The organism is Pseudomonas sp. H1_A03, assembly GCF_054685145.1.
Genome location: NZ_CP162829.1, coordinates 3,019,661 through 3,045,035 on the forward strand (window position 1 = coordinate 3,019,661; position 25,375 = coordinate 3,045,035).

The window sequence follows — 25,375 nt, forward strand, 5'->3', positions numbered from 1 at the left end:
CAGGGGTTAGAAGGTGACTTCAAGGTTCACCGTCGGCGTCGATGTGCGGCTACCCCGGCCACCGTCCACGCCGAACTTGTTATGCCAGTACTCGTAGCCCACCCCGAGATACAGGTTTGGCTTCACGTTCTTGCCTGGCCGCACCGCCACCATCAGCGCCGTGCGCATCAGGGCTTCCGGCGCGGTGTCGCGGCCGTGGTAATCCTCACCTTTTTCCCCGACATAATTGATAAAGCCCTGGAATTTCGCCGCGTGGTTGGCGATCTCGAACGGTCGCATCCAGGTCAGGTTGAGCATGTAGGTAGCGTCGAAGGTGTGGTTCGACTCCTGCGCACCCGGGATGCCGGTGTGGTTCCTCTCCTTGTAGTGCATCAGGCTCAGGTCCAGCACACCGACGGTGTTGAACTTCAAGGTCGGGCCGATCACCAGCGCGCGTTTTTTTGCTGAAGCGAAGTTGTTGTTGCGGTTGGCATCGAAGCCCAACGTCAGCGCGTAATCCTTGACCAGGCCGGTACCCAGCGGCACATCGAATACCCGCGATGCATACACCTGGTGGCGGTACACCGCGTACACCTCACTGCCCCCATGATCAGTGCCCTTGCGCGGGTCGCGGCTGTCGGACAGGAACACATCAAGGTTGAGGAAGTTGCTGCCGTATCGGTAGCCGCTGGCGTGGGTGAAGCTGTAGATGCGCTTGCTGAATTCGTCGGGGTTATTCGGATTGGTGAACTGCTGGCCGTAGCGAAAGCCTACGCTGTTGTTCATCCATTCCACCGCGACGGCCTCCCCGCCGCCGAGAAGGGTGAGTGCAACGGTGGCGCCCTGTAATGCCTTTTTCATTGTTCTGGGTCCTTTGGCGTTCTGGCTCATCACGGCCGAATTGTTTTTGTAACGCCGAGGGAGGGTAACTTGTCTGAATGATTGTATACAACTCTATGGACATCCAGCCCGTACATTGCATACAGTGGCCGCACAACAAAAACAGAGAACCCCTCACCATGACTAACCCGAAGGCGTCACCGCAGCGGCCAGAAGATGAGAATCTCGGCGTCGCCGCCAACATGGCTTACGGCCTGCAACATGTACTCACCATGTACGGCGGCATCGTCGCGGTACCGTTGATCGTTGGCCAGGCGGCCGGGTTGTCGCCGGCGGATATCGGCTTGTTGATTGCCGCATCGTTGTTTGCCGGTGGCCTGGCCACGCTGTTGCAGACCCTGGGCCTGCCGTTCTTTGGGTGTCAGTTGCCGCTGGTGCAAGGCGTGTCGTTTGCTGGCGTGGCGACCATGGTGGCGATTGTCGGCAGTGATGGCGCCGGCGGGATACCGGCAATTCTCGGGGCGGTGATGGCCGCGTCGCTTATCGGGTTGCTGATAACCCCGGTGTTCTCGCGGATTACCAAGTTTTTCCCGCCGTTGGTCACGGGCATTGTGATCACCACCATCGGCCTGACCCTGATGCCGGTCGCGGCGCGCTGGGCCATGGGCGGCAACAGTCGCGCTGCGGATTTCGGCAGCATGCCCAATATCGGCCTGGCGGCATTGACCCTGGTGCTGGTGTTGCTGCTGAGCAAAATCGGCAGCGCAACCATTTCACGCTTGTCGATCCTGCTGGCAATGGTGATCGGCACGGTGATCGCGGTGTTCCTCGGCATGGCTGACTTCTCTGGCGTAACCCAGGGGCCGATGTTCGGTTTCCCTGCGCCATTCCATTTCGGCATGCCTACCTTCCATGTGGCCGCGATCATCTCCATGTGTATCGTGGTGATGGTGACCTTGGTCGAGACCTCGGCGGACATCCTGGCGGTGGGTGAGATCATTGACACCAAGGTTGATTCCAAACGCCTGGGCAACGGCCTGCGCGCCGATATGTTGTCGAGTATGTTCGCGCCGATCTTTGGTTCGTTCACCCAGAGCGCCTTCGCCCAGAACGTCGGCCTGGTCGCGGTTACCGGGGTGAAGAGCCGGTTTGTGGTGGCCACGGGCGGGCTGTTTCTGGTGATTCTCGGCTTGTTGCCGTTCATGGGGCGGGTGATTGCGGCGGTGCCGACATCCGTACTGGGCGGGGCGGGGATTGTGTTGTTCGGTACCGTGGCGGCGAGTGGTATCCGCACCTTGTCCAAGGTGGACTACCGCAACAACATGAACCTGATCATTGTTGCCACCTCCATCGGTTTTGGCATGATCCCCATCGCAGCGCCAAGTTTTTACGATCAATTCCCCAGCTGGTTCGCGACCATCTTTCACTCGGGGATCAGCTCGTCGGCGATCATGGCGATCCTGCTGAACCTGGCGTTCAACCACTTCACCGCTGGTAACTCGGACCAGCAGTCGGTCTTTGTGGCAGGCACAGACCGCAGTTTGAGCGCCCGAGATGTGTCATCACTGCGTGATGGGGACTATTTCAGGGGTGGCAAATTGTTTGATGCCGAGGGCAAGGAGATTCCGTTGGTGGCGGATGTGGCGAGGAAAGCGCCGAAGACAGAAACCACCGAGGTCTGACGCCGAACAGGGGGGCAGTGTGGGAGCTGGCTTGCCTGCGATAGCAAGGGTGAATTCACCGCCGTCATCGCAGGCAAGCCAGCTCCCACATTGATTTAGCCAGCTTTGAGTTCTTTGTACTGCGCTGAACACACCTCATCCAAAAACTTCACCACGGTCCCCATGCACGCCTGGCGTTCTTCCACATGGGGCATGTGGCTGGAGTCTTCAAACAGCGCCCAGCGCACATCGGCAATCTCATCCAGGAACGGTTTGACCACCAACGGCGTGGCCTCGTCATGCCGACCGGAAATTACCAGCGTGGGTACATTGATCGCCGACAGGCGGCCAATGGATTTCCAGTCCTTCAAGCTGCCGATCACGTGGAACTCGGTCGGTCCGCTCATCGCGTGGTACACCGTCGGGTCTGCGTCGACCTGGGCGAACGTGCGCGCCACTTCTTCCGGCCACGGGTTGACCCGGCACACGTGATGGTCATAGAACACCCGCGAGGCGGCGAGGTATTCCGGGTCCTGGTAGGTACCGGCGGCCTCATGCTTGAGCAGGGTTTCATGCACGCCTTCGGGCAACAATTTGCGCAGGCGGTTGGCTTCGCTGACCCAGGTGCGCATGCAGGTCGGCGAGTTGGCCGGGATGAACGCACGCAAGCCTTTGGGCTGCAACATTGCGTGTTCACTGCCGAGCATGCCGCCCCAGGACTGGCCGAGGATCGCGTAGTTATCGCTGATTTGCAGATGATCCAGCAGGTTGTTCAGTTCTTCCAGGAACAGGCCCACGGTCCAGAAAGACGGATCTTTTTCGGGCAGGTGGGTGGAGCGGCCGTTGCCCAGTTGGTCGTAATGGATCACGGCGTGGCCGCTGGCGGCGACGTCCTTGAACGCATCAACATAATCATGGGTGCATCCGGGGCCGCCGTGGATAACCACCAGTGGGGTGCGCCCGCTGGAGAGGTCACCGGTGACGCGGAACCAGGTTTGGTAGGCGCCAAACGCCGCATACCCTTCGCGGATTTTTTCGATGAATTCCATTTCGTACCTGCTCTGAAAAAATGATCAGGGACACGATAGAGCGTGGAAGCAGTTTAAGTAACTAGCAAAACAGCTAGGTTTTGCCGAGGGGTCAGTCTTCCAGCAGGCGGTAATGGGTGGCGCGCACCACCGCCTGTACGCGATTCTTGGCCCCCAACTTGTGCATTGCCGAGGCCAGATGCAGGGTGACCACCGCCAGTGAACGGCTCAATTGCGTGGCGATTTCAGCGGCGGTCAGGCCGTCGGCGGCCCATTTGAGGCACTCGCGTTCACGTTTGGTCAGGTGGATATGCGGGTAAGTGCGCAGCTCTTTACTGAACAGCGGGTAGGCCGCTTCCTGCAGGGCGTGGGAAATCAGGCTGAAATCCGACAAGGTCTGCTGCGCATCCTGCAGGACGTTGCCGGCTTTACCGGTACGCAGGCCGGTCAGCGAGGCGAAGCCGCCACGGGGCAGGTGAATGGGCACGCTGACGCCGCAGGTCAGTTGTTGGTCGTGCAGATAGGATGAAACGGGGGCGTGGCAGGGATCGATGATCTTTTGCAGGGGGGTATCGGCCTTGATGTCGTAGGACCAAACAAACGGCGACACCGTACTCAGGGCCAGGTGTTGCACCGGGTCGATCTGGTAGAACCCTTCGCTGCACCACAAGCTATGCCAGCCCGGCGGGGTATTGCGCAGTTCGAGCACCGAGGGGGTGATCAATGCACCATCCTGGTCGATTGGCACCGGGGTGTAGTCATACACCAGTGCATCGAAACCCAACTGCTGGGCGAGGATGAATGTGTTGTCCATCTGCTCATCCAGGCTCCTGCCCGGCATCAGACGGTGATTTAAGGCAGTCAGCTTGGCCAGCATCCGTTCTGCTCCCGAATTCATTTGAATCTCGACTTGCTGCAAGTAGAATGCCACGCCCCGGCGAAGGACTGCCAGGCCCAAACCTATAAGAAATGCTAGGTTATGGACGCGCGGCATCCTCGGTAGTGTTGGCCTGATAAACGGCCGCTACCTGCCAGGCCGACACAACACAAGGAATGTATGCATGTGGCGTGAAGTTGCCCCCGACCAGCAGTACAACGTGCAAGTCGACGGCCATGACCTCGTGGTCTACAGCTTCGGCGAAGGCGATGAGGTGCTGTTGTGCCTCAACGGCGGGCCCGGCCTGCCGTGTGACTACTTGCGCGACGCCCATGGCTGGCTCAAAGACCATAACCTGCGAGTGGTTGCATTCGACCAGCTTGGCACGGGCGCATCAGCCAGACCGACCGACGTTTCGCTGTGGGAAATCGGCCGTTATGTCGAAGAAGTCGAAACCGTGCGCCAGGCACTGGGCCTGGGCCGCGTGCATTTGCTCGGGCATTCCTGGGGCGGCTGGCTCGGTATCGAATACGCCATCCATTACCCCGATGTGCTGAAAAGCCTGATCCTCGAAAACACCGTGGGTGACATTCCACACCTGTCCCAAGAGCTGGAACGCCTGCGCGGCGCCCTTGGCAGCGAAACCGTTGCCATGATGCAACGCCATGAAGCCATGGGCACCCTCGACCACCCGCAGTACCAGGCCGCGATCACCTTGCTCAACTATCGCCACGTGTGCCGTCTCGACGAATGGCCCGCGCCGGTCAAGCGATCCCTCGACGACTGGAACATGGGCCCCTACGAAACCATGCAGGGCCCCAACGAATTCCTCTACATCGGCAACCTCAAGGACTGGAACCGCATCCCTGAGATGGCCGCGTTCAAGATGCCCATGCTGATCACCACCGGCCAGCACGACGAACTCACCCCGGCCTGCGCCCTGCGCATGAAGATGGCGGCCAAACACGCCGAATTGCACGTATTTCCCAACAGCAGCCATATGCCCTTTTATGAGGAACCCCAGGCGTATTTCCCGGTGTTGCTGGACTTCCTCGCACGTCACCGAGGCTGACGGATGAACCTGGCGCGTTATCGTTTTGTGCTGTCCCGGCCGCTGCAATTGCTGCCGGTGCTGTTTGGCATCAGCCTGATCACCTTTGTGCTGGTGCGCTCGATCCCCGGCGACCCGGCGCGCGCGCTGCTGGGTTCGCGCAGCACGCCCGACGCGTTGCTGAAAATCCGCGCCCAGTTCGGCCTCGACCAGCCTTTGTGGCTGCAATATTTCTACTTCCTGAAAAACCTGCTCAAGGGCGACCTCGGCCAATCGCTGCTGTACAAGGTCGACGCGCTCAAGCTGATCGTCACGCGCATCGAGCCCACGCTGGTGCTGGTGCTCGGCAGCGTGGTGCTGGCGCTGCTGATCGCGGTGCCGCTGGCCACCGTGGCCGCGCGTAACAAAGGTGGCTGGGCGGATAACCTGATTCGCGTGTTCACTACGGTTGGCCTGGGCATGCCGGCGTTCTGGCTGGGCTTGATGTTGATCTTGTTGCTGAGTGTGCAGTGGGGGCTGTTTCCGGTGTCGGGTTACGGGCGGACCTGGCTGGACAAGGCGCACCACATGGTTCTGCCGTGCCTGACGATCGCCCTGGCCCTGTCGGCGGTGCTGGTGCGCAACCTGCGGGCGAGCATGTTGATGGAGTTGCAAGCCGACCACGTTACCGCCGCCCGGGCGCGCGGGGTGTCGGAAGCCGCGGTGTTTCGCCGCCATGTGCTGCCCAATTCCCTGGTACCGGCCGTTAACCTGCTGGCGGTGAATATCGGCTGGTTGATCAGCGGCACGGTGGTGATCGAAAGCCTGTTCGCCATTCCCGGCATCGGCCAGTTGCTGGTGCGCGGCATCTTCACGCGCGACTACATGGTCGTGCAGGGCGTGGCCATGGTGCTGGCGTGCGCGACCGTGGTGGTCAACTTCCTGGCTGACGTGGCCACTGTCGCCCTCGACCCTCGGGTGAAGATGCAATGAGCACTCGCCCCTTGATTGCCCCATGGCGTTTGCGTCTGCGGTTTGGTTTTCGCAACGGCCGGCTGACCGCTGCGTGGGGCCTGCTGATTCTGCTGCTGTGGTTGGCGCTGGCGTTGTTTGCGCCGTGGATCGCGCCTTATGACCCGATTGCGCAAAACACGGATTTCAGCCTGCTCGGCCCAAGCCTTGCCCATCCCTTCGGCACGGACAACTATGGTCGAGACATTCTGTCGAGGGTGATCTGGGGCGCTCGCATCGACTTGCAACTGGCGATCGTCGGGGTGATCTTTCCGTTCCTGATCGGCACCTTTGTCGGCGCGGTTTCAGGCTATATCGGTGGGCGTTTCGACAGCTTCTGCATGCGCGTGATCGATGTGATCCTGGCGTTTCCGTTCCTGGTGCTGATGCTGGCGATCATGGCCATTCTCGGGCCCGGCTTGAAGAGTTTCTATATCGCCATGGCGCTGGTGGGCTGGGTGTCTTACGCGCGGCTGATCCGTTCGCAGATCCTGGTGCTCAAGGAAAGCGACTTCGCCCTGGCCGCCAAGAGCCTGGGCTTTGGCCATGGGCGGATTCTGTTCCGGCATCTGCTGCCGAATGCGATGTTCGGCTCGATTGTGTTTTCCATGTCTGACGCGGTGCTGGTGCTGCTCAATGGCGCCGCTGTGAGCTACCTGGGCCTGGGCGTGCAACCGCCGACCGCCGAATGGGGCACGATGGTGGCCGAGGGGCAAGCCTTTATCACGACTGCCTGGTGGATTTGCACCTTTCCGGGGCTGGCCATCGTGACGCTGGCCATGGGCTTCAGCTTGCTGGCTGATGGCGTGGCGCAAGTGCTGGGGGATCGCTCATGAGCCTGCTGCAAGTACGCGACCTCAGCGTGATTGCCAACAATACCGGGCGTGATGTGACCCTGGTCGACCGGGTGTCCTTCGACCTGGCTGAAGGTGAAATCCTCGGCCTGGTCGGGGAGAGTGGCTCAGGCAAGACCATGGCGTGTCGCGGGCTGATGCGCCTGTTGCCGTCGCCTGCGCTGCGCGTGCAAGGCGGCACGGTTCGGTTAGCCGGCCAGGATCTGCTGCAACTCGATGACGCTGGCATGCGTGCCGTGCGCGGCGGTCAACTGGGCATGATCTTCCAGAACCCCAGCAGCCACCTCGACCCGCTGATGCGTATCGGCGAGCAGATTGCAGAGGGCATTCGCCTGCACCAAGGTGCGTCAAAAAGACGCGCGGCTGCAAGCCATCGAGGTGTTGCGCCAGGTTGGAATCCCCGATCCCCAAGCGCGGGTCGACAACTACCCCCACGAGTTTTCCGGCGGCATGCGCCAGCGCGCGATGATCGCGGTGGCCCTGGGCTGTAACCCTAAAGTGCTGATCGCCGACGAGCCGACCACGGCCCTCGATGTGACGGTGCAGGCGCAAATCCTGCGGTTGCTGCTGGAACTGCGTGATAAACGCGGTCTGGCGATCATCATGATTACCCACGACCTTGGCGTGGTTGCGCAAACCTGCGACGCCATCGCCGTGATGTACGCCGGGCGCCTGTGCGAACACGGCAGCAAATACGAGCTGTTGGCGCATCCGCAACACCCGTACACCGCTGGCCTGATCGACTGCCAGCCCGCCCACAGCAGCGGCCACGCCTTGCTGCGCACGATTCCCGGGCAGCCGCCCTTGCTGGACGCCTTGCCCGCCGGCTGCCGGTTCAACCCGCGTTGCCCGCAGGTCGGCGCCTTGTGCACCGAATTGCTGCCGGAGGGCGCGCGAGTCGCCTGTCATTACCCTTTGGGAGCGCACCCATGAGCCTGTTGCAGATCAAGGACCTTGAGGTGAAGTTTGCCGCGTCCGGCACGGGTTTGTTCGGCCTGAACAAGCAGTGGGTGAGGGCGGTGAACGGCGTGTCGCTGGACCTGGCGGCGGGTGAAACCCTCGGGTTGGTCGGCGAGTCCGGCAGCGGCAAAAGCACCTTGGGCCGGGCGGTTTTGCACCTCAACCCGATCAGCGCCGGGCAGGTGTTGTTTGATGGCATCGACATGGCCCACGGCAGCGCCATCGATATCACTCGCCTGCGCCATGAAACCGCGATGATCTTCCAGGACCCATACGCCGCACTGAATCCACGCCACACCATCGGTGACACCATCGCCGAAGTGTTGCGCGTGCAGCGCAAGGTGGCGCCGGATCAGATCCCCGCTCGCGTCAACGAGCTGCTCGACCTGGTCGGGCTGCGCCCCGAACTCGCCAGCCGCAAACCCGGCTCCCTCAGTGGCGGCCAATGCCAGCGCGTCGGCATTGCCCGGGCATTGGCGGTAGAGCCACGGCTGATCATCGCCGATGAATGCGTGGCGGCGCTGGATGTGTCGATCCAGGGCCAGATCATCAACCTGCTGCTGGAACTGCAGCAGCGTATGAACCTGGCGATCCTGTTTATCGCCCATGACCTGGCCATCGTGCGGCGCCTGTGCGACCGCGTGGCGGTGATGTACCTGGGCAAGATCGTCGAGGAAGGGCCGGTGGAAGCGGTCTTCACGTCGCCACGGCATCCTTACACGGCGGCCTTGATCCAGGCGATTCCAGAGATTGATCCGCATCGGCCGTTGCCTACGGAGCCCTTGCCGGGTGAGCCACCCAGCCCGCTGAATTTGCCTACCGGTTGCGCCTTTCACCCGCGTTGCCGGCACGCCCGATCCATGTGTTCCGAGGTGTTGCCGCCCACGCATTTCCTGCACGAGCATCGATACAGTTGCGTGCTTGAAGAACCTTTGCTTTGACCCTTACCTGCCATTCATTAACAAGGAGTTGTGATATGCAAACGCGCCACTTGAAGTTGCTCGCCGCCGCTACGTTGACCGCTTGGTCCCTGACTGCTGGGTTGGCACACGCCGCCGGCGTCCTGACCATCGGCTGCCGTGAGGACAGCACCACGTTCGACCCGATCAAAAGCGCGCAAAACCGCGACACGTGGGTATTCGCCAACGTCTACGACACCCTGGTACGCGTCGACAACCTGGGCACCAAGATGGAGCCGGGGCTGGCAGAAAGCTGGGACATCTCCAAGGATGGCCTGACCTACACCTTCAAACTGCGCGACGCGAAGTTCTCGGATGGCTCGCCGATCACCGCTGAGGATGCGGCGTTCAGCCTGTTGCGTATCCGCGACAACAAAGCCTCGCTGTGGGCTGATCCGTTCAACTTGATCAACACCGCCAAGGCGGCCGACCCGAAAACCCTGGTGGTCACCCTCAAGACGCCGGCTGTAGCTTTTCTCTCGCAATTGGCGTCGCCGACGGTGTCGATCCTGTCGGAAAAAGCCATGACCAAAATGGGCGAAGACGCCTACTCGGAAAACCCGGTGACCTCCGGCGCGTTTACCGTAGACGAGTGGCGCAAGGGTGATCGCGTCATCCTGAAAAAGAACCCGAACTTCTGGCAGGCCAAGAACGTCAGCCTGGATGGCGTGGAGTGGGTCTCCGTCACCGACGACAACACGCGTATGCGCATGGTGCAAAACAACGAGCTGGACACGGCGATCTTCGTACCGTTCTCCCGCGTTGAAGAGCTGAAGAAAGACAAGAACGTGGTGATCCACTCCGACCCGTCCACCCGCGAAGATCACCTGTTGATCAACCACGCTCACGGCCTGCTGGCCAAGCAGGAAGTACGCGAGGCGCTGGACATGGCCATCGATAAACAATCGCTGGTGAAAACCGCCACTTACGGTCAAGGCACTGTGGCCTATTCCTACATCCCGAAAGGTTCGCTGTTCCACTACGCCAACAACCTGCAACGCCCGTATGACCCGACGGCCGCCAAGAAACTGCTGGAGGCTGCAGGTGCCAAGGACTTGAAGCTCAACTACGTGGTCAACGCCGGCAACGAAGCCGACGAGCAGATTGCGGTGATCATCAAGGACCAGTTGGCCAAGGTCGGCGTGACCGCTAACCTGCAAAAGGTCGACCCGACCCAAAGCTGGCAGATGCTGGTGGACGGTGAATACGACATTTCGGTGATGTACTGGACCAACGACATCCTCGACCCGGACCAGAAGACCACCTTCGTACTGGGGCACGACACCAACCAGAACTACATGACCCGTTACAAGAATGACAAGGTCAAGGATTTGGTGGCAGCCGCGCGGATCGAGGCCGACCCGGCCAAGCGTGAGCAGATGTATGTGGAATTGCAGAAACTGGCGAAACAGGACGTGAACTGGATCGACTTGTACTACAGCCCGTACATCAACATCTCACGCAAGAATGTGAGCAACTTCCTGCAAAACCCGTTGGGGCGTTTCACGCTTGAGGAAGTGGTGAAAAACTAATATTTCCAAGACAACACACATCAAATGTGGGAGCGGGCTTGCTCGCGAAGGCAGTGGATCAGCCAATGAATCTGTTGACTGACACACCGCCTTCGCGAGCAAGCCCGCTCCCACATTTAGTTCTGCTGCATGCCTGTTATTGCGCGTCAAACGCCTGCCCACTGATCCCGGTGCTGTCCGGCCCCATCAGGTACAAATACACCGGCATGATCTCTTCCGGCGCGGGCCGTTCCATCGGGTTTTCCCCCGGATACGCCTGGGCCCGCATGCTGGTGCGGGTACCGCCCGGGTTGATGCTGTTAGCGCGTACCGCCGCCACGTCTTCGAGCTCGTCGGCCAAGGTCTGCATCAGGCCCTCAGTGGCAAACTTCGACACACCGTAAGCCCCCCAATACGCCCGGCCTTTGCGCCCGACGCTGCTGGAGGTGAACACCACCGACGCATCCTGGGACAGCTTGAGCAGCGGCAGTAGGGTGCTGGTCAGCATGAACATCGCGTTGACGTTCACGTGCATCACGCGCATGAAATTCTCACCGGACAACTGCTCGATCGGCGTGCGTGGGCCGATGATCGACGCGTTGTGCAGCAGGCCGTCGAGGTGGCCGAATTCTTTCTCGATCATCGCGGCCAGCTCATCGTATTGATGGGGCAGGGCGGTTTCCAGGTTGAACGGAATCACCACCGGTTGCGGGTGGCCTGCGGCTTCGATTTCGTCATACACCTGGGCCAGATTGGCTTCGGTCTTGCCCAGCAACAGCACAGTGGCGCCATGGGCGGCATAGGTTTTTGCCGCTGCCGCGCCAATCCCGCGACCGGCGCCGGTCACCAGGATGATGCGGCCTTTGAGCAGGTCTGGACGTGCGGAGTAATCAAACATAAATAGCCTCGACAGAATTCAGCAGGTTACAAACACCACGCTTGAGAACAGTGGAGATCCCTGTGGGAGCGGCGGTTCGACGCTTCGACTTGCTCGCGAAGGCGGAGGGTCAGTCAATAAATGTGTTGAATGAAACATCGCCTTCGCGAGCAAGCCCGCTCCCACATTTGGATCTTCACTGGTCAGCGGGGGCGGCAAACAATCAGCAACTGCACAGCGCGTTATCCAGCACCTTGCGCAGCTCCAGTGGGTGATCCACCACGACATCGGCGCCCCAATGGCGCGGGTTGTCGTCCGGGTGGATGTAGCCGTAAGTGACCGCCGCCGTGCGGGTGCCGGCATCACGGCCGGATTCGATATCGCGCAGGTCATCGCCCACGAACAACACGCTGGCCGGGTCCAGGCCGAGCATCTTGCACGCCAGGATCATTGGCTCCGGGTCCGGCTTGCTGTGTTTCACATGGTCCGGGCAGATCAGCAGCGCCGAACGCTCGGCCAGGCCCAGTTGCTGCATGATCGGTTCGGCAAACCGCAGCGGCTTGTTGGTGACCACGCCCCAGATCAAATGGGCCTTCTCGATGTCTTCGAGCAACTCGGCCATGCCATCGAACAGTTTGCTATGGACCGCGCAGCCCTTGACGTAGCGCTCCAGGAACTCCAAGCGCAATGCTTCAAAACCTGGGGATTCCGGGTCCATCGAAAAGGTCACGGCGACCATCGCCCGCGCACCGCCGGAGATTTCATCGCGGATGTGCTGGTCGTTGATCGGCGCCAGGCCGCGATCGGCGCGCATGGCCTGGCAGATGGCGATGAAGTCCGGCGCGGTGTCCAGCAAGGTACCGTCCATATCGAAGAGAACCGCTCGCAACTTCACAGGCTTACTCCTCGCGCAGGGTCTGGATCATGTAGTTGACGTCCACGTCGCTGGCCAGCTTGTAGTGCTTGGTCAGCGGGTTGTAGGTCAGGCCAATGATGTCCTTGACGGTCAGCCCGGCCTGGCGGCTCCAGGCGCCCAGCTCGGACGGGCGGATGAATTTCTTGAAGTCATGGGTGCCGCGCGGCAGCAGCTTCATGATGTATTCCGCGCCGATGATCGCGAACAGGTAGGCCTTGGGGTTGCGGTTGATGGTGGAGAAAAACACCTGGCCGCCCGGCTTGACCATACGGAAGCAGGCGCGGATCACCGAGGACGGGTCCGGCACGTGCTCGAGCATCTCGAGGCAGGTGACCACATCGAACTGCTCGGGCATTTCTTCGGCCAGGTCTTCGGCGGTGATCTGGCGGTATTCGACGTTAACGCCGGATTCCAACTGGTGCAGTTGGGCGACGGCCAATGGCGCTTCGCCCATGTCGATGCCCATCACGGTCGCGCCGCGCTGCGCCATGGCTTCGCTGAGGATGCCGCCGCCGCAACCGACATCCAGAACCTTCTTGCCGGCCAGGTTGACGCGCTCGTCAATCCAGTTGACGCGCAGCGGGTTGATGTCGTGCAGGGGCTTGAACTCGCTCTCGCGGTCCCACCAGCGGTGAGCCAGGGCTTCGAATTTGGCGATTTCGGCGTGGTCGACGTTGCTCATGGTGAATCCTCTAAATCTGATAAAACGGTTGGCCGTTTCTGAACGTCAGGGTTCAAAACCGGCGTTATTCGCTGTGCCCGCTGATGCGTTGGCCCCAGGCAATGGCCGTGGCGGTCAACTGTTGTTCATCCATGCGGGTCAATTGCCGGTCGTCGAGCAACTGCTTGCCGGCGACCCAAAGGTGTTTCACACAATCGCGTCCGGTGGCATATATAAGCTGTGAGACAGGATCGTAGATCGGTTGTTGCGCCAGCCCCGACAGATCGAAGGCGACCATATCCGCCGCTTTGCCCACTTCCAGTGAGCCAATCTCGTTTTCCAGGCCCATGGCCCGCGCGCCATTGAGCGTCGCCATGCGCAGGGCGCGGTGGGCATCCAGCGCGGTAGCTGAACCGGCGACGGCCTTGGCCAGCATCGCGGCGGTGCGGGTTTCGCCCAGCAGGTCGAGGTCATTGTTGCTGGCGGCGCCATCGGTGCCGATGGCCACATTGACGCCAGCCTGCCACAACCGCTCCACCGGGCAAAAGCCGCTGGCCAGTTTCAGGTTCGACTCCGGGCAATGGATGATGCTGGTGTTGCTTTCTACCAGCAAAGCCAAGTCGTCCTCGCTGATTTGGGTCATATGAACGGCCTGGAAGCGCGGGCCCAGCAGGCCGAGTCGACCCAGGCGTGCCAGTGGGCGCTCGCCGGTCTGCTCGACCGCTTGCTGCACTTCAAAGGCGGTTTCGTGAACATGCATATGGATCGCGGCATCCAGCTCCTCGGCGATTACCCGGATTTTTTCCAGGTTGTCGTCGCACACCGTGTAGGGCGCGTGCGGGCCGAAGGTGATTTTGATGCGCGGGTGGTGCTTGAGGTCGCCGAACAGCTCGACACCCTGGCGGATCGCTTCATCGGCGGTGCTGGCGCCGGGGATCGGGAAGTCGAGGATCGGGATCGCGATCTGCGCGCGCATGCCGCTGTTGTGCACGCAGTCACTGGCGACCTTGGGGTAGAAGTACATGTCGGAAAAGCAGGTGATGCCACCTTTGAGCTGTTCTGCGATGGCCAGCTCGGTGCCATCACGTACGAAGGCTTCATCGACCCACTTGGCTTCGGCGGGCCAGATGTGTTTTTCCAGCCAGGTCATCAGTGGCAAATCGTCGGCCAAGCCGCGAAACAGGCTCATCGCCGCGTGCCCGTGGGCATTGATCAGGCCGGGGCTGAGCAGCATGCCCGGCAGTTCGCGCACTTCGTTGGCCGAAAGCTTCAAGGCCGCGGCCCGTGGCCCGATAAAGGCAATGCGCCCATCGCGGATGCCCAGGCCATGTTCCTTGAGCACCACGCCGGCAGGTTCGACAGGTACCAGCCAGGTTGGCAGCAACAACAAGTCGAGCGGGGCGGCAGTGGCGGTCATCGCAGGCTTCTTCCCAGGCAGCTATAAAAGAAGGGCGAAGTATACCCGAGCGTCCTGGCTGGCGGATCGCTATAATCGGCGGCTTTGTTTATGAGTGCGGAGTAAGGGATGCGCGATCGACTGTTGGCAGCGGAGAAAGTGAAGGCCATCGATTGGCGTGATGGCGCGCTGTACCTGCTCGACCAGCGTGCCTTGCCGTCCCGGGAAAGCTGGGTGGCCTGCGTTACGGTCGATGAGGTGGCTGCAGCCATTCGTTCGATGGTGGTACGTGGTGCGCCGGCCATTGGTATCAGTGCCGCGTATGGCTTGGTGCTGGCGGCCCGCGATCGGATCGCCGAAGGCGGTGACTGGCAGGCAGCCTGGGAAGAAGACTACGCATTGTTAGCCGATACCCGACCGACCGCGTCGAATCTGTTCTGGGCACTGAAGCGCATGCGCGACCGTCTGGACCGCGTCAAGAAGCACGCCGATCCGCTGGCGGTGCTGGAAGCCGAAGCGATTGCGATCCATGAGAGCGACCGCGAAGCCAACCTGACCATGGCCCAACTGGGCGTCGAACTGATCCGCAAGCACCAGGGCAATGCCCAGGCAATCCTCACCCATGGCAACGCTGGCGCCCTGGCGACCGGCGGTGTAGGTACCGCGCTCGGCGTGATTCGCGCGGCCTACCTGGAGGGCATGGTCGAACAGGTCTACGCCAATGAAACCCGGCCCTGGCTGCAAGGTTCGCGGCTGACCGCGTGGGAGCTGGCGGGCGAGGGCATCCCGGTGACGGTGAATGCCGACTCGGCCGGTGCGCATATCCTGAAGACCAAAGGCGTGACCTGGGTGATCGTCGGTGCCGACTGCATTGCCGCCAATGGTGATGTGATCGGCAAGATCGGCACCTACCAGCTGGCCGTGTGTGCGATGCACCACGGTGTGCGTTTCATGGTGGTGGCACCGAGTTCGACGCTGGACATGATGATGGCCACTGGCGATGACGTTGCGCTGGAAGAGCGCGATGCCGCGGAGTTGCTGGAGGTGATGGGGCAGCGCCTTGAGGTTGCTGCGTTGAACCCGGTATTCGATGTCACACCGGCTGATTTGATCGATGTGATCGTCACGGAGAAAGGCGTAGTCGAGCGGCCGGATACAGCCAAATTGGCCAAGTTGATGTGCCGTAAGCGCCTGCATTAGAAGCCTTGGCGCCTACCCGATCGCCCTCGCGAGCAAGCCCGCTCCCACATTTGACTTGTGAACACATTCAAAATGTGGGAGCGGGCTTGCTCGCGAATGGGCCTGTAAGTCAATAAAACGCTCGGATATACCCTCAAAAAATAGCACCACCCCACTTCTGAGCCCCTCTCGTCCCTCTCAAGCCTGTCATCCGTCAACTTACTATGCTCCATGCGCATCAGGGGGATAGGTGCGTGGCGGCGATTGTGATAACATCCGGCGGTTTCCAGGGCTGCCCCAAGGGGTAGCCTATAACGTGCAGATCCGTGTCATAACTCGTTGATTTGTCGTAAGTCGTTGTCAGGCACTCTGCCGGCAGCGGCGAGCTTCGTTCGTCCCATATGGATGTGACGAGGTTTCACCCGAAAAAGGAATCAGGCTTCTCATGGGCGAACTGGCCAAAGAAATCCTCCCGGTCAATATCGAAGACGAGCTGAAACAGTCCTACCTCGACTACGCGATGAGCGTAATTGTCGGTCGGGCACTGCCTGATGCGCGCGATGGCTTGAAGCCCGTGCACCGGCGTGTGCTGTTCGCGATGAGCGAGCTGGGTAACGACTGGAACAAGCCGTACAAGAAATCTGCCCGTGTTGTCGGTGACGTGATCGGTAAGTATCACCCTCACGGCGACACTGCGGTGTACGACACCATCGTTCGGATGGCCCAGCCGTTTTCCCTGCGCTACCTGCTGGTAGACGGCCAGGGTAACTTCGGTTCGGTCGACGGCGACAACGCCGCGGCCATGCGATACACCGAAGTGCGCATGACCAAGCTGGCGCACGAGCTGCTGGCTGACCTGCACAAAGAAACCGTGGACTGGGTGCCGAACTACGACGGCACCGAAATGATCCCGGCGGTCATGCCAACCCGTATTCCCAACCTGCTGGTCAACGGCTCCAGCGGTATTGCCGTGGGCATGGCCACCAACATCCCGCCGCACAACCTCGGTGAAGTCATCGACGGTTGCCTGGCGCTTATCGACAACCCTGAGCTGACCGTCGATGAGCTGATGCAATACATCCCCGGCCCGGACTTCCCGACCGCCGCGATCATCAACGGTCGCGCCGGCATCATCGAAGCCTACCGCACCGGTCGCGGCCGCATTTACATGCGCGCCCGCTCAATGATCGAAGACATCGACAAAGTCGGTGGTCGCCAGCAGATCGTCATCACCGAACTCCCGTACCAGCTGAACAAGGCGCGTCTGATCGAGAAGATCGCCGAGCTGGTCAAAGAGAAGAAGCTTGAAGGCATCACCGAACTGCGCGACGAGTCCGACAAAGACGGTATGCGCGTAGTGATCGAGCTGCGTCGTGGCGAAGTGCCTGAGGTGATCCTCAACAACCTTTACGCCCAGACCCAGCTGCAAAGCGTGTTTGGTATCAACGTGGTTGCACTGATCGACGGCCGCCCGCGCATCCTGAACCTCAAGGATCTGCTGGAAGCTTTTGTCCGTCACCGCCGCGAAGTCGTTACCCGCCGTACCGTGTTCGAACTGCGCAAGGCCCGCGAGCGCGGCCACATCCTGGAAGGCCAGGCGGTAGCGCTGTCGAACATCGACCCGGTCATCGCCCTGATCAAAGCCTCGCCGACCCCGTCTGAAGCTAAAGAAGCACTGATCAAGATGCCGTGGGAATCCAGCGCCGTAGTGGCGATGGTTGAGCGCGCTGGCGCCGACTCCTGCCGCCCAGAGACCCTGGACCCGCAATACGGTCTGCGCGACGGCAAGTATTTCCTGTCGCCGGAACAGGCCCAGGCCATCCTGGAATTGCGCCTGCACCGCCTGACCGGTCTTGAGCACGAGAAGCTGCTGGCCGAGTACCAGGAGATTCTCAACCAGATCGGCGAGCTGATCCGCATCCTCAACAGCGCTGTGCGCCTGATGGAAGTGATCCGCGAAGAACTGGAAGTGATACGCGCCGAATACGGTGATGTGCGTCGCACCGAGATCCTCGATGCACGCCTCGACCTGACCCTGGGTGACATGATCCCGGAAGAAGAGCGCGTCGTGACCATCTCCCACGGTGGCTACGCCAAGACCCAGCCATTGGCTGCGTACCAGGCCCAGCGTCGTGGTGGTAAAGGTAAGTCGGCTACCGGCGTCAAGGATGAGGACTACATCGCTCACCTGCTGGTCGCCAATAGCCACACCACGCTGTTGCTGTTCTCCAGCAAAGGCAAAGTGTACTGGCTGAAAACCTACGAAATTCCGGAAGCCTCCCGCGCCGCCCGTGGTCGCCCACTGGTCAACCTGCTGCCGCTGGACAGTGATGAATACATCACCACCATGCTGCCGGTCGAGGAATACACCGAAGGTCACTTCATCTTCATGGCCACCGCCAAGGGCACCGTGAAGAAGACCCCGCTGGAATCCTTCAGCCGTCAACGCAGCGTGGGCCTGATCGCCCTGGAGCTGGACGAAGGCGACGTACTGATTTCGGCTGCCATCACCGATGGCGAGCGTGAAGTCATGCTGTTCTCCGACGGCGGTAAAGTAACGCGCTTCAAGGAATCCGACGTTCGCGCCATGGGCCGTACCGCCCGCGGTGTGCGCGGCATGCGTCTGCCAGAAGGGCAGAAGCTGATTTCGATGCTGATCCCGGAAGAAGGCAGCCAGATCCTCACCGCTTCCGAGCGTGGGTATGGCAAGCGTACCGCTATCAGCGAGTTCCCGGAGTACAAGCGTGGCGGCCAAGGTGTGATTGCCATGGTCAGCAACGACCGCAACGGCCGTCTGGTCGGCGCAGTCCAGGTGCTCGATGGCGAGGAAATCATGCTGATTTCCGACCAGGGCACCCTGGTACGTACCCGCGTGGCTGAAGTCTCGAGCCTGGGTCGTAACACCCAGGGCGTGACCCTGATCAAGCTGGCCAAGGACGAAAAACTGGTCGGCCTGGAGCGTGTCCAGGAACCGTCGGAAGTTGAAGGCGAAGAGCTGGAGGGCGACGAGCTTGAAGGTGAAGGCTTCGATGGCGAGGTGATTGCAGCCGGCGATGACAACGTCGACGAGCCAACCCTCGATGCAGCCGCAGACGAAGAAGAACCGCAGGAATAAGCGGACACACAGGGGGCGGATGAAGATTCGCCCCCTTGTTGTTTGTCCGGATGGAAATGTTGATACCCAAGCAGATTCCTTGTGGGAGCGGGCTTGCTCGCGAAGGCGGACTGACATTCACTACAAATGTCGGCTGTTAGATTGCTTTCGCGAGCAAGCCCGCTCCCACATTGGATCGGGTGTCGCCTGATATGTTTGCGTGACTACCACCAGATCAGAGTGAGATTGGATGTGAGCAAGAGAGCCTATAACTTCTGTGCCGGTCCCGCGGCGCTTCCTGAAGCAGTCCTGCAGCGTGCGCAGGGTGAACTCCTCGACTGGCATGGAAAAGGCCTCTCCGTGATGGAAATGAGCCATCGCAGCGATGAGTTTGTGTCCATCGCCACCAAGGCCGAGCAGGACCTGCGCGACTTGCTGGACATCCCTTCCGACTACAAAGTGCTGTTCCTGCAAGGCGGCGCCAGCCAGCAGTTCGCCCAGATCCCGCTGAACCTGCTGCCGGAAGACGGCACGGCCGACTATATCGACACCGGTATCTGGGGCCAGAAGGCGATTGAAGAGGCCTCGCGTTACGGTCACGTCAACGTGGCGGGCACCGCCAAGCCGTACGACTACTTCGCGATTCCCGGCCAGAACGAGTGGAAGCTGTCGAAGGACGCGGCCTACGTGCACTACGTAGCGAACGAAACCATCGGCGGCCTGGAATTCGACTGGGTGCCGGAAGTGGGCGACGTGCCGCTGGTGTGCGACATGTCTTCGGACATCCTCTCGCGCCCGATCGATGTGTCCAAGTACGGCATGATCTACGCCGGCGCGCAGAAGAACATCGGCCCGAGCGGCATCCTGGTCAACATCATCCGCGAAGACCTGCTCGGCCGTGCCCGCTCGCTGTGCCCGACCATGCTCAACTACAAGGTCGCGGCGGATAATGGCTCGATGTACAACACCCCGCCAGCGTTCGCTTGGTACCTGTCCGGCCTGGTTTTCGAATGGCTGAAAGAGCAGGGCGGTGTGGCTGCCATGGGCAAGCGCAACGAAGAGAAGAAGCGCACCCTGTACGACTTCATCGACGCCAGCGGCCTCTACAGCAACCCGATCAACCTCACTGATCGCTCGTGGATGAACGTGCCGTTCCGCCTGGCGGACGACCGTCTGGACAAACCGTTCCTGGCCGGTGCCGACGCGCGCGGCCTGCTGAACCTCAAGGGTCACCGTTCGGTCGGTGGCATGCGCGCCTCCATCTACAACGCTGTCGACATCCACGCTATCAACGCGCTGGTTGCCTACATGGCAGAGTTCGAAAAGGAACACGGCTAATGTCTGAGCAAGAACTCAAGGCCCTGCGTGTACGCATTGACAGCCTGGACGAGAAAGTCCTGGAGCTGATCAGTGAGCGCGCGCGGTGCGCCCAGGAAGTGGCACGGGTGAAGATGGCGTCCCTGGCAGAAGGCGAAGTGCCGGTGTTCTACCGGCCTGAGCGTGAAGCCCAGGTGCTCAAGCGCGTGATGGAACGTAACAAGGGCCCGCTGGGCAACGAAGAGATGGCGCGGTTGTTCCGCGAAATCATGTCGTCGTGCCTGGCGCTGGAGCAGCCGCTGAAAGTGGCGTACCTCGGCCCGGAAGGCACCTTCACGCAAGCGGCGGCCATGAAGCACTTCGGCCACGCAGTGATCAGCAAGCCGATGGCGGCGATCGACGAAGTGTTCCGTGAAGTGGCGGCCGGTGCGGTGAATTTTGGCGTGGTCCCGGTGGAAAACTCCACCGAAGGCGCGGTCAACCACACCCTGGACAGCTTCCTCGAGCACGACATGGTGATCTGCGGCGAAGTCGAGCTGCGTATCCACCACCATCTGCTGGTGGGCGAGAGCACCAAGACCGACAGTATCAGCCGCATCTATTCTCACGCCCAGTCCCTGGCGCAGTGCCGCAAGTGGCTGGACGCGCATTACCCGAATGTCGAGCGCGTGGCGGTGTCCAGCAACGCCGAAGCCGCCAAGCGGGTCAAGGGTGAGTGGAACTCGGCGGCCATCGCCGGTGATATGGCGGCGGGCCTGTATGGCCTGACGCGCCTGGCCGAGAAAATCGAGGATCGCCCGGACAACTCCACGCGTTTCCTGATGATCGGCAGCCAGGAAGTGCCGCCGACCGGCGACGACAAGACCTCGATCATCGTCTCCATGAGCAACAAGCCCGGCGCGCTGCATGAGCTGCTGGTGCCGTTCCACGACAACGGGATTGACCTGACGCGCATCGAGACTCGTCCTTCGCGCAGCGGTAAATGGACTTACGTGTTCTTTATCGACTTCATCGGCCATCACCGCGACCCACTGGTCAAGGGTGTGCTCGAGAAAATCAGTCAGGAAGCCGTGGCACTCAAGGTGCTGGGCTCTTACCCGAAAGCGGTTTTGTGAGGCGTTAACATGAGTGACAACTTTCTCGCCCTGGCTCAGCCGGGCGTGCAACAACTGTCGCCTTACGTTCCGGGTAAGCCTGTGGACGAGTTGGCGCGTGAGTTGAATCTGGATCCTTCCAAGATCGTCAAATTGGCGAGTAACGAGAATCCGCTGGGCCCGAGCCCTAAAGTGCTCGCGGCGATTCGTGAAGAGCTGGCGGAGCTGACGCGCTATCCCGACGGCAATGGCTTTGCTCTAAAGTCGCTGCTGGCGCAGAAGTGCGGCGTCGAGCTGAACCAAGTGACGCTGGGCAACGGTTCCAACGACATTCTCGAGCTGGTCGGCCGTGCCTACCTGGCGCCTGGCCTGAATGCGGTGTTCAGCGAGCACGCGTTCGCGGTGTATCCAATTGTCACCCAGGCTGTCGGTGCGGATGCACGCATCATTCCTGCGAAGGACTGGGGCCACGATCTGCCGGCCATGCTGGCGGCCATCGATGCACAAACCCGCGTGGTGTTTATCGCCAACCCGAACAACCCGACCGGTACCTGGTTCGACGCCCAGGCGCTGAACGACTTCCTGCAAGACGTACCGGAACACGTGCTGGTGGTGCTGGACGAGGCGTACATCGAGTATGCCGAGGGCAGCGACCTGCCGGACGGCCTGGACTTCCTGGCGGCCTACCCAAACCTGCTGGTCTCGCGCACGTTCTCCAAGGCCTATGGCCTGGCGTCGCTGCGGGTTGGCTACGGTTTGTCCAGTGCGGTGGTTGCCGATGTGCTGAACCGCGTACGCCAACCCTTCAACGTCAACAGCCTCGCGCTGGCGGCGGCCTGTGCGGCGGTGAAGGATACCGAGTACCTGGAAGAGAGCCGTCGCGTCAACGAAAGCGGCATGCTGCAATTGCAGGAAGGCTTCCGTGAGATGGGCCTGGGCTGGATTCCGTCCAAGGGCAACTTCATCTGCGTCGACCTCGGCCAAGTGGCCGCCCCGGTGTTCCAGGGTCTGCTGCGCGAAGGCGTGATCGTGCGTCCGGTGGCCAACTACGGCATGCCGAACCACCTGCGCATCACCATCGGTTTGCCAGCTGAAAACAGCCGCTTCCTGGAAGCGCTGGCCAAGGTCCTGGCCCGTGGTTGATGTCACTGCATTGCAACCTGCTGTGCCTATGATCGGTCGCCTGGTGGTGGTCGGTCTGGGCTTGATCGGCGGCTCCTTCGCCAAAGGCCTGCGTGAAAGCGGGCTATGTGGCGAAGTGGTTGGCGTGGACCTGGACCCGCAATCGCGTAAGTTGGCGGTGGAGTTGGGGGTGGTGGATCGCTGTGAAGCGGACCTGGCGCTTGCGTGCCGTGGCGCTGACGTGATCCAGCTCGCGGTGCCAATCCTGGCCATGGAGAAATTGCTCAGCGTGTTGGCCGGTATGGACCTCGGCCAGGCGATCCTGACGGACGTCGGCAGCGCCAAGGGCAATGTGGTGCGTGCGGCGCAACAGGCGTTTGGCTGCATGCCTGCGCGGTTCGTGCCGGGCCATCCGATTGCCGGTTCCGAGCAGAGCGGGGTAGAGGCGTCCAATGCGCAGCTGTTCCGTCGTCACAAAGTCATCCTCACACCGCTGGAGCAGACCGACCCCGCTGCGCTGGCAGTGGTGGATCGTCTGTGGCGTGAGCTGGGCGCGGATGTCGAGCACATGCAGGTCGAGCGTCACGACGAGGTGCTGGCGGCGACCAGTCATTTGCCGCATTTGTTGGCATTTGGCCTGGTGGATTCGCTGGCCAAACGCAACGAGAACCTCGAGATATTCCGTTACGCCGCCGGTGGCTTCCGTGATTTCACGCGGATTGCCGGCAGCGACCCGGTGATGTGGCACGACATCTTCCTTGCCAATCGCGAAGCGGTGTTGCGCACCCTGGACACCTTCCGCAGTGACCTCGACGCCTTGCGCGATGCGGTCGACGCGGGAGATGGCCATCAATTATTGGGCGTGTTCACCCGTGCACGGGTGGCGCGTGAGCATTTCAGCAAGATCCTGGCGCGCCGGGCCTATATGGAAACCGCTGTGAGCGCTGATGAACTGACCTTTCTCGCCAATCCGGGTGGCCGCTTGAGCGGGCGCATGCGGGTGCCGGGCGACAAGTCGATCTCCCATCGGTCGATCATGCTTGGTTCGCTGGCTGAGGGTGTGACTGAGGTCGAGGGTTTCCTCGAGGGCGAAGATGCCTTGGCGACCTTGCAGGCGTTTCGCGACATGGGCGTGGTGATTGAAGGCCCGCACCATGGGCGTGTGACCATTCATGGCGTGGGTCTACATGGCTTGAAACCGGCGCCGGGGCCGATTTACCTCGGTAACTCTGGCACCTCCATGCGCCTGCTGTCTGGCTTGCTGGCAGCGCAGAGCTTTGACAGCGTGCTGACGGGTGACGCGTCCCTGTCCAAGCGCCCGATGAATCGCGTGGCCAAGCCGCTGCGGGAAATGCGCGCGGTGATCGAGACCGGGCCGGAAGGGCGTCCGCCGCTGACCATTCGTGGTGGCCAGTCGTTGAAAGGCGTGGCGTATGACATGCCGATGGCCAGCGCCCAGGTCAAATCCTGCCTGTTATTGGCTGGTTTGTATGCCGAGGGCAAGACCGCCGTGACCGAGCCGGCACCGACCCGTGACCACACCGAACGTATGTTGCGCGGCTTTGGTTATCCGGTGGCGGTGCAGGGCGCGACGGCTTCGGTGGAGTCGGGCCATGCGTTGACGGCTACCCATATAGAAGTACCGGGGGATATCTCTTCTTCTGCGTTCTTCCTGGTGGCTGCGTCGATTGCCGAGGGTTCCGAGTTGTTGCTGGAGCATGTCGGTGTCAATCCGACGCGTACCGGGGTGATCGACATCCTGCGGCTGATGGGCGCAGATATCACGCTGGAAAATCAGCGCGAAGTCGGCGGTGAACCTGTAGCGGACTTGCGGGTGCGCGCAGCGGCACTGAAGGGGATCGAGATTCCCGAAGCGCTGGTGCCGTTGGCAATTGATGAGTTTCCGGTGCTGTTCGTCGCGGCAGCCTGTGCCGAGGGTCGTACGGTGTTGCGCGGGGCTGAGGAGCTGCGCGTGAAGGAATCTGACCGTATCCAGGTGATGGCCGACGGTCTGCTGGCGCTGGGGGTGAAGTGTGAACCGACCCCCGATGGGATTATCATTGACGGTGGCCTGATGGGGGGTGGTGAAGTGCATGCCCATGGCGATCACCGGATTGCCATGGCGTTCAGTGTGGCTTCCCTCCGGGCGGCGGCGCCGATTCGTATCCGTGACTGCGCCAATGTTGCTACGTCTTTTCCGAATTTTCTTACACTGTGTGCCCAAGTCGGCATCCGTGTTGCCCAAGAGGCTCAATTGTGAATATCAAAGCACCGGTGATTACCATCGACGGGCCAAGCGGTTCGGGCAAAGGCACGATCGCCGGCATCCTGGCCAAGCGCCTGGGTTGGTGCCTGCTGGATTCCGGCGCGCTGTACCGCTTGCTGGCGTTTGCCGCTCGCAACCACGGCGTCGACCTGACCAACGAAGAATCCCTGAAGCTGCTGGCCGCACATTTGGATGTGCAGTTCGTCGGCGCGACGGAAGGTCATCCCCAGCGCATCATCCTCGAAGGGGACGATGTGACCGATGATCTGCGTAACGAACAAGTCGGCTCCTGGGCGTCCCAGGTCGCCGCGCTGCCGGCCGTGCGTGACGCTTTGCTGCAGCGTCAGCGGGCGTTTCAGGAGCCGCCGGGCCTGGTGGCCGATGGCCGCGACATGGGCACCGTGGTGTTCCCAGAGGCGCCGCTGAAGATTTTCCTGACCGCCAGCGCCGAGGAGCGGGCTCGCCGCCGTTACTTGCAGTTGAAGGGCAAAGTCGATGGTGTTAGTCTGTCGAGTCTGCTAGATGAGATCCGTGCACGCGATGAGCGTGATACCCAGCGCGCAGTAGCCCCGCTAAAGCCGGCGGCTGATGCGATACAGCTGGATTCCACGGAGTTGTCCATCGAGCAGGTGCTGGAACGCATCATGAGCGAGATCGCCATTCGCGATATCGCCGGGTGACCAAGAAGGCCGCAGGGGACCAGTCATAGTCCTGTGGTGCTTCTTTTAATTGAAACTGACCCA

20 protein-coding genes and 1 pseudogene are annotated in these 25,375 nt (G+C 61.2%); 14 read left to right on the top strand and 7 right to left on the bottom strand.

Annotated features, from left to right (window positions below; all coding sequences use genetic code 11):
* Window positions 1-6: 6 nt before the first annotated feature.
* Window positions 7-840 carry a nucleoside-binding protein gene (locus AB4O35_RS13925; protein WP_065945694.1) on the bottom strand — a complete coding sequence of 278 codons (834 nt, stop codon included), beginning with the start codon at window positions 838-840 and terminating at the stop codon, window positions 7-9.
* Between the two features lie 158 nt (window positions 841-998).
* On the opposite strand from AB4O35_RS13925, the gene AB4O35_RS13930 reads away from it, so the two are divergent.
* A complete protein-coding gene (locus AB4O35_RS13930; protein WP_065874905.1) occupies window positions 999-2,501 on the top strand; it encodes a nucleobase:cation symporter-2 family protein in 1,503 nt (500 codons plus the stop codon).
* 95 nt (window positions 2,502-2,596) lie between these two features.
* Here the strand turns inward: AB4O35_RS13930 and AB4O35_RS13935 are convergent, their stop codons facing one another.
* Both AB4O35_RS13935 and AB4O35_RS13940 read right to left on the bottom strand, forming a co-directional pair.
* Complete coding sequence (locus tag AB4O35_RS13935; protein ID WP_065882322.1) at window positions 2,597-3,529, bottom strand: proline iminopeptidase-family hydrolase; 933 nt, start codon at window positions 3,527-3,529, stop codon at window positions 2,597-2,599.
* 91 nt (window positions 3,530-3,620) lie between these two features.
* Window positions 3,621-4,385 (bottom strand): LuxR family transcriptional regulator, encoded by a 765-nt coding sequence (locus AB4O35_RS13940; protein ID WP_065889502.1) that lies wholly within the window; start codon window positions 4,383-4,385, stop codon window positions 3,621-3,623.
* A 184-nt stretch (window positions 4,386-4,569) separates the two neighbouring features.
* On the opposite strand from AB4O35_RS13940, the gene AB4O35_RS13945 reads away from it, so the two are divergent.
* From AB4O35_RS13945 to AB4O35_RS13970, 6 genes and pseudogenes are all read left to right on the top strand, one after another.
* A complete protein-coding gene (locus tag AB4O35_RS13945; protein WP_065945693.1) occupies window positions 4,570-5,457 on the top strand; it encodes a proline iminopeptidase-family hydrolase in 888 nt (295 codons plus the stop codon).
* Window positions 5,458-5,460: 3 nt separating this feature from the next.
* Window positions 5,461-6,408, top strand: a complete 948-nt coding sequence (locus AB4O35_RS13950; protein WP_065874912.1) for an ABC transporter permease — start codon at window positions 5,461-5,463, stop codon at window positions 6,406-6,408.
* Window positions 6,405-7,262 carry an ABC transporter permease gene (locus AB4O35_RS13955; protein ID WP_065945692.1) on the top strand — a complete coding sequence of 286 codons (858 nt, stop codon included), beginning with the start codon at window positions 6,405-6,407 and terminating at the stop codon, window positions 7,260-7,262. The genes AB4O35_RS13950 and AB4O35_RS13955 overlap by 4 nt, the downstream gene beginning before the upstream one ends.
* Window positions 7,259-8,213 (top strand): annotated as a pseudogene (locus tag AB4O35_RS13960) (ABC transporter ATP-binding protein). The gene AB4O35_RS13955 and the pseudogene AB4O35_RS13960 overlap by 4 nt, the downstream one beginning before the upstream one ends.
* Window positions 8,210-9,181 (top strand): ABC transporter ATP-binding protein, encoded by a 972-nt coding sequence (locus AB4O35_RS13965; RefSeq protein WP_065945690.1) that lies wholly within the window; start codon window positions 8,210-8,212, stop codon window positions 9,179-9,181. Before AB4O35_RS13960 ends, AB4O35_RS13965 begins: the two are co-directional and overlap by 4 nt.
* A 35-nt stretch (window positions 9,182-9,216) precedes the next feature.
* Window positions 9,217-10,731 (top strand): ABC transporter substrate-binding protein, encoded by a 1,515-nt coding sequence (locus tag AB4O35_RS13970; protein WP_065882329.1) that lies wholly within the window; start codon window positions 9,217-9,219, stop codon window positions 10,729-10,731.
* 136 nt (window positions 10,732-10,867) lie between these two features.
* Here the strand turns inward: AB4O35_RS13970 and AB4O35_RS13975 are convergent, their stop codons facing one another.
* The 4 genes from AB4O35_RS13975 to AB4O35_RS13990 all read right to left on the bottom strand — a co-directional run bounded on the left by AB4O35_RS13975 (window position 10,868) and on the right by AB4O35_RS13990 (window position 14,581).
* The gene (locus AB4O35_RS13975; RefSeq protein WP_065874920.1) at window positions 10,868-11,608 is read right to left on the bottom strand and encodes a YciK family oxidoreductase; all 741 of its coding nucleotides are present in this window, start codon (window positions 11,606-11,608) and stop codon (window positions 10,868-10,870) included.
* A 202-nt stretch (window positions 11,609-11,810) separates the two neighbouring features.
* Window positions 11,811-12,482 (bottom strand): N-acetylmuramic acid 6-phosphate phosphatase MupP, encoded by a 672-nt coding sequence (gene mupP / locus AB4O35_RS13980; RefSeq protein ID WP_065945689.1) that lies wholly within the window; start codon window positions 12,480-12,482, stop codon window positions 11,811-11,813.
* Between the two features lie 4 nt (window positions 12,483-12,486).
* Window positions 12,487-13,185 carry a bifunctional 2-polyprenyl-6-hydroxyphenol methylase/3-demethylubiquinol 3-O-methyltransferase UbiG gene (ubiG, locus tag AB4O35_RS13985; RefSeq protein ID WP_017734479.1) on the bottom strand — a complete coding sequence of 233 codons (699 nt, stop codon included), beginning with the start codon at window positions 13,183-13,185 and terminating at the stop codon, window positions 12,487-12,489.
* A 64-nt stretch (window positions 13,186-13,249) separates the two neighbouring features.
* Entirely contained in the window at window positions 13,250-14,581 is a 1,332-nt protein-coding gene (locus AB4O35_RS13990) for a TRZ/ATZ family hydrolase (RefSeq protein ID WP_065945688.1), read from the bottom strand.
* A gap of 108 nt (window positions 14,582-14,689) precedes the next feature.
* Between AB4O35_RS13990 and mtnA the strand changes: the two genes are divergently transcribed.
* The 7 genes from mtnA (at window position 14,690) to cmk (ending at window position 25,312) form a co-directional block, all read left to right on the top strand.
* Window positions 14,690-15,760, top strand: coding sequence for an S-methyl-5-thioribose-1-phosphate isomerase (gene mtnA, locus AB4O35_RS13995; RefSeq protein ID WP_065945687.1), 1,071 nt, complete (start codon window positions 14,690-14,692; stop codon window positions 15,758-15,760).
* A gap of 424 nt (window positions 15,761-16,184) precedes the next feature.
* The gene (gene gyrA / locus AB4O35_RS14000; protein ID WP_065874927.1) at window positions 16,185-18,854 is read left to right on the top strand and encodes a DNA gyrase subunit A; all 2,670 of its coding nucleotides are present in this window, start codon (window positions 16,185-16,187) and stop codon (window positions 18,852-18,854) included.
* A gap of 231 nt (window positions 18,855-19,085) precedes the next feature.
* A complete protein-coding gene (gene serC / locus AB4O35_RS14005) occupies window positions 19,086-20,171 on the top strand; it encodes a 3-phosphoserine/phosphohydroxythreonine transaminase (RefSeq protein ID WP_065874929.1) in 1,086 nt (361 codons plus the stop codon).
* Window positions 20,171-21,265: a prephenate dehydratase gene (gene pheA / locus AB4O35_RS14010; RefSeq protein WP_053132458.1), complete on the top strand. Its 1,095-nt coding sequence runs from the start codon at window positions 20,171-20,173 to the stop codon at window positions 21,263-21,265. Before serC ends, pheA begins: the two co-directional genes overlap by 1 nt.
* A gap of 9 nt (window positions 21,266-21,274) precedes the next feature.
* Complete coding sequence (gene hisC, locus AB4O35_RS14015) at window positions 21,275-22,387, top strand: histidinol-phosphate transaminase (RefSeq protein WP_065945686.1); 1,113 nt, start codon at window positions 21,275-21,277, stop codon at window positions 22,385-22,387.
* A gap of 28 nt (window positions 22,388-22,415) precedes the next feature.
* Window positions 22,416-24,626 carry a bifunctional prephenate dehydrogenase/3-phosphoshikimate 1-carboxyvinyltransferase gene (locus tag AB4O35_RS14020; RefSeq protein WP_065945756.1) on the top strand — a complete coding sequence of 737 codons (2,211 nt, stop codon included), beginning with the start codon at window positions 22,416-22,418 and terminating at the stop codon, window positions 24,624-24,626.
* Window positions 24,623-25,312, top strand: a complete 690-nt coding sequence (gene cmk, locus AB4O35_RS14025) for a (d)CMP kinase (protein WP_012722932.1) — start codon at window positions 24,623-24,625, stop codon at window positions 25,310-25,312. The genes AB4O35_RS14020 and cmk overlap by 4 nt, the downstream gene beginning before the upstream one ends.
* The last annotated feature ends 63 nt before the right edge of the window (window positions 25,313-25,375 follow it).

Excerpts from the sequence above, each read along its gene's own strand:
- AB4O35_RS13945 (WP_065945693.1), top strand. The coding sequence starts at position 4,570 with ATGTGGCGTGAAGTTGCCCCCGACCAGCAGTACAACGTGCAAGTCGAC.
- hisC (WP_065945686.1), top strand. The coding sequence starts at position 21,275 with ATGAGTGACAACTTTCTCGCCCTGGCTCAGCCGGGCGTGCAACAACTG.
- gyrA (WP_065874927.1), top strand. The coding sequence starts at position 16,185 with ATGGGCGAACTGGCCAAAGAAATCCTCCCGGTCAATATCGAAGACGAG.
- AB4O35_RS13940 (WP_065889502.1), bottom strand. The coding sequence starts at position 4,385 with ATGCTGGCCAAGCTGACTGCCTTAAATCACCGTCTGATGCCGGGCAGG.
- mtnA (WP_065945687.1), top strand. The coding sequence starts at position 14,690 with ATGCGCGATCGACTGTTGGCAGCGGAGAAAGTGAAGGCCATCGATTGG.
- pheA (WP_053132458.1), top strand. The coding sequence starts at position 20,171 with ATGTCTGAGCAAGAACTCAAGGCCCTGCGTGTACGCATTGACAGCCTG.
- AB4O35_RS13935 (WP_065882322.1), bottom strand. The coding sequence starts at position 3,529 with ATGGAATTCATCGAAAAAATCCGCGAAGGGTATGCGGCGTTTGGCGCC.
- ubiG (WP_017734479.1), bottom strand. The coding sequence starts at position 13,185 with ATGAGCAACGTCGACCACGCCGAAATCGCCAAATTCGAAGCCCTGGCT.
- AB4O35_RS13955 (WP_065945692.1), top strand. The coding sequence starts at position 6,405 with ATGAGCACTCGCCCCTTGATTGCCCCATGGCGTTTGCGTCTGCGGTTT.
- AB4O35_RS13950 (WP_065874912.1), top strand. The coding sequence starts at position 5,461 with ATGAACCTGGCGCGTTATCGTTTTGTGCTGTCCCGGCCGCTGCAATTG.
- AB4O35_RS13970 (WP_065882329.1), top strand. The coding sequence starts at position 9,217 with ATGCAAACGCGCCACTTGAAGTTGCTCGCCGCCGCTACGTTGACCGCT.
- AB4O35_RS13930 (WP_065874905.1), top strand. The coding sequence starts at position 999 with ATGACTAACCCGAAGGCGTCACCGCAGCGGCCAGAAGATGAGAATCTC.
- AB4O35_RS14020 (WP_065945756.1), top strand. The coding sequence starts at position 22,416 with ATGATCGGTCGCCTGGTGGTGGTCGGTCTGGGCTTGATCGGCGGCTCC.
- AB4O35_RS13975 (WP_065874920.1), bottom strand. The coding sequence starts at position 11,608 with ATGTTTGATTACTCCGCACGTCCAGACCTGCTCAAAGGCCGCATCATC.
- AB4O35_RS13925 (WP_065945694.1), bottom strand. The coding sequence starts at position 840 with ATGAAAAAGGCATTACAGGGCGCCACCGTTGCACTCACCCTTCTCGGC.
- AB4O35_RS13990 (WP_065945688.1), bottom strand. The coding sequence starts at position 14,581 with ATGACCGCCACTGCCGCCCCGCTCGACTTGTTGTTGCTGCCAACCTGG.
- AB4O35_RS13965 (WP_065945690.1), top strand. The coding sequence starts at position 8,210 with ATGAGCCTGTTGCAGATCAAGGACCTTGAGGTGAAGTTTGCCGCGTCC.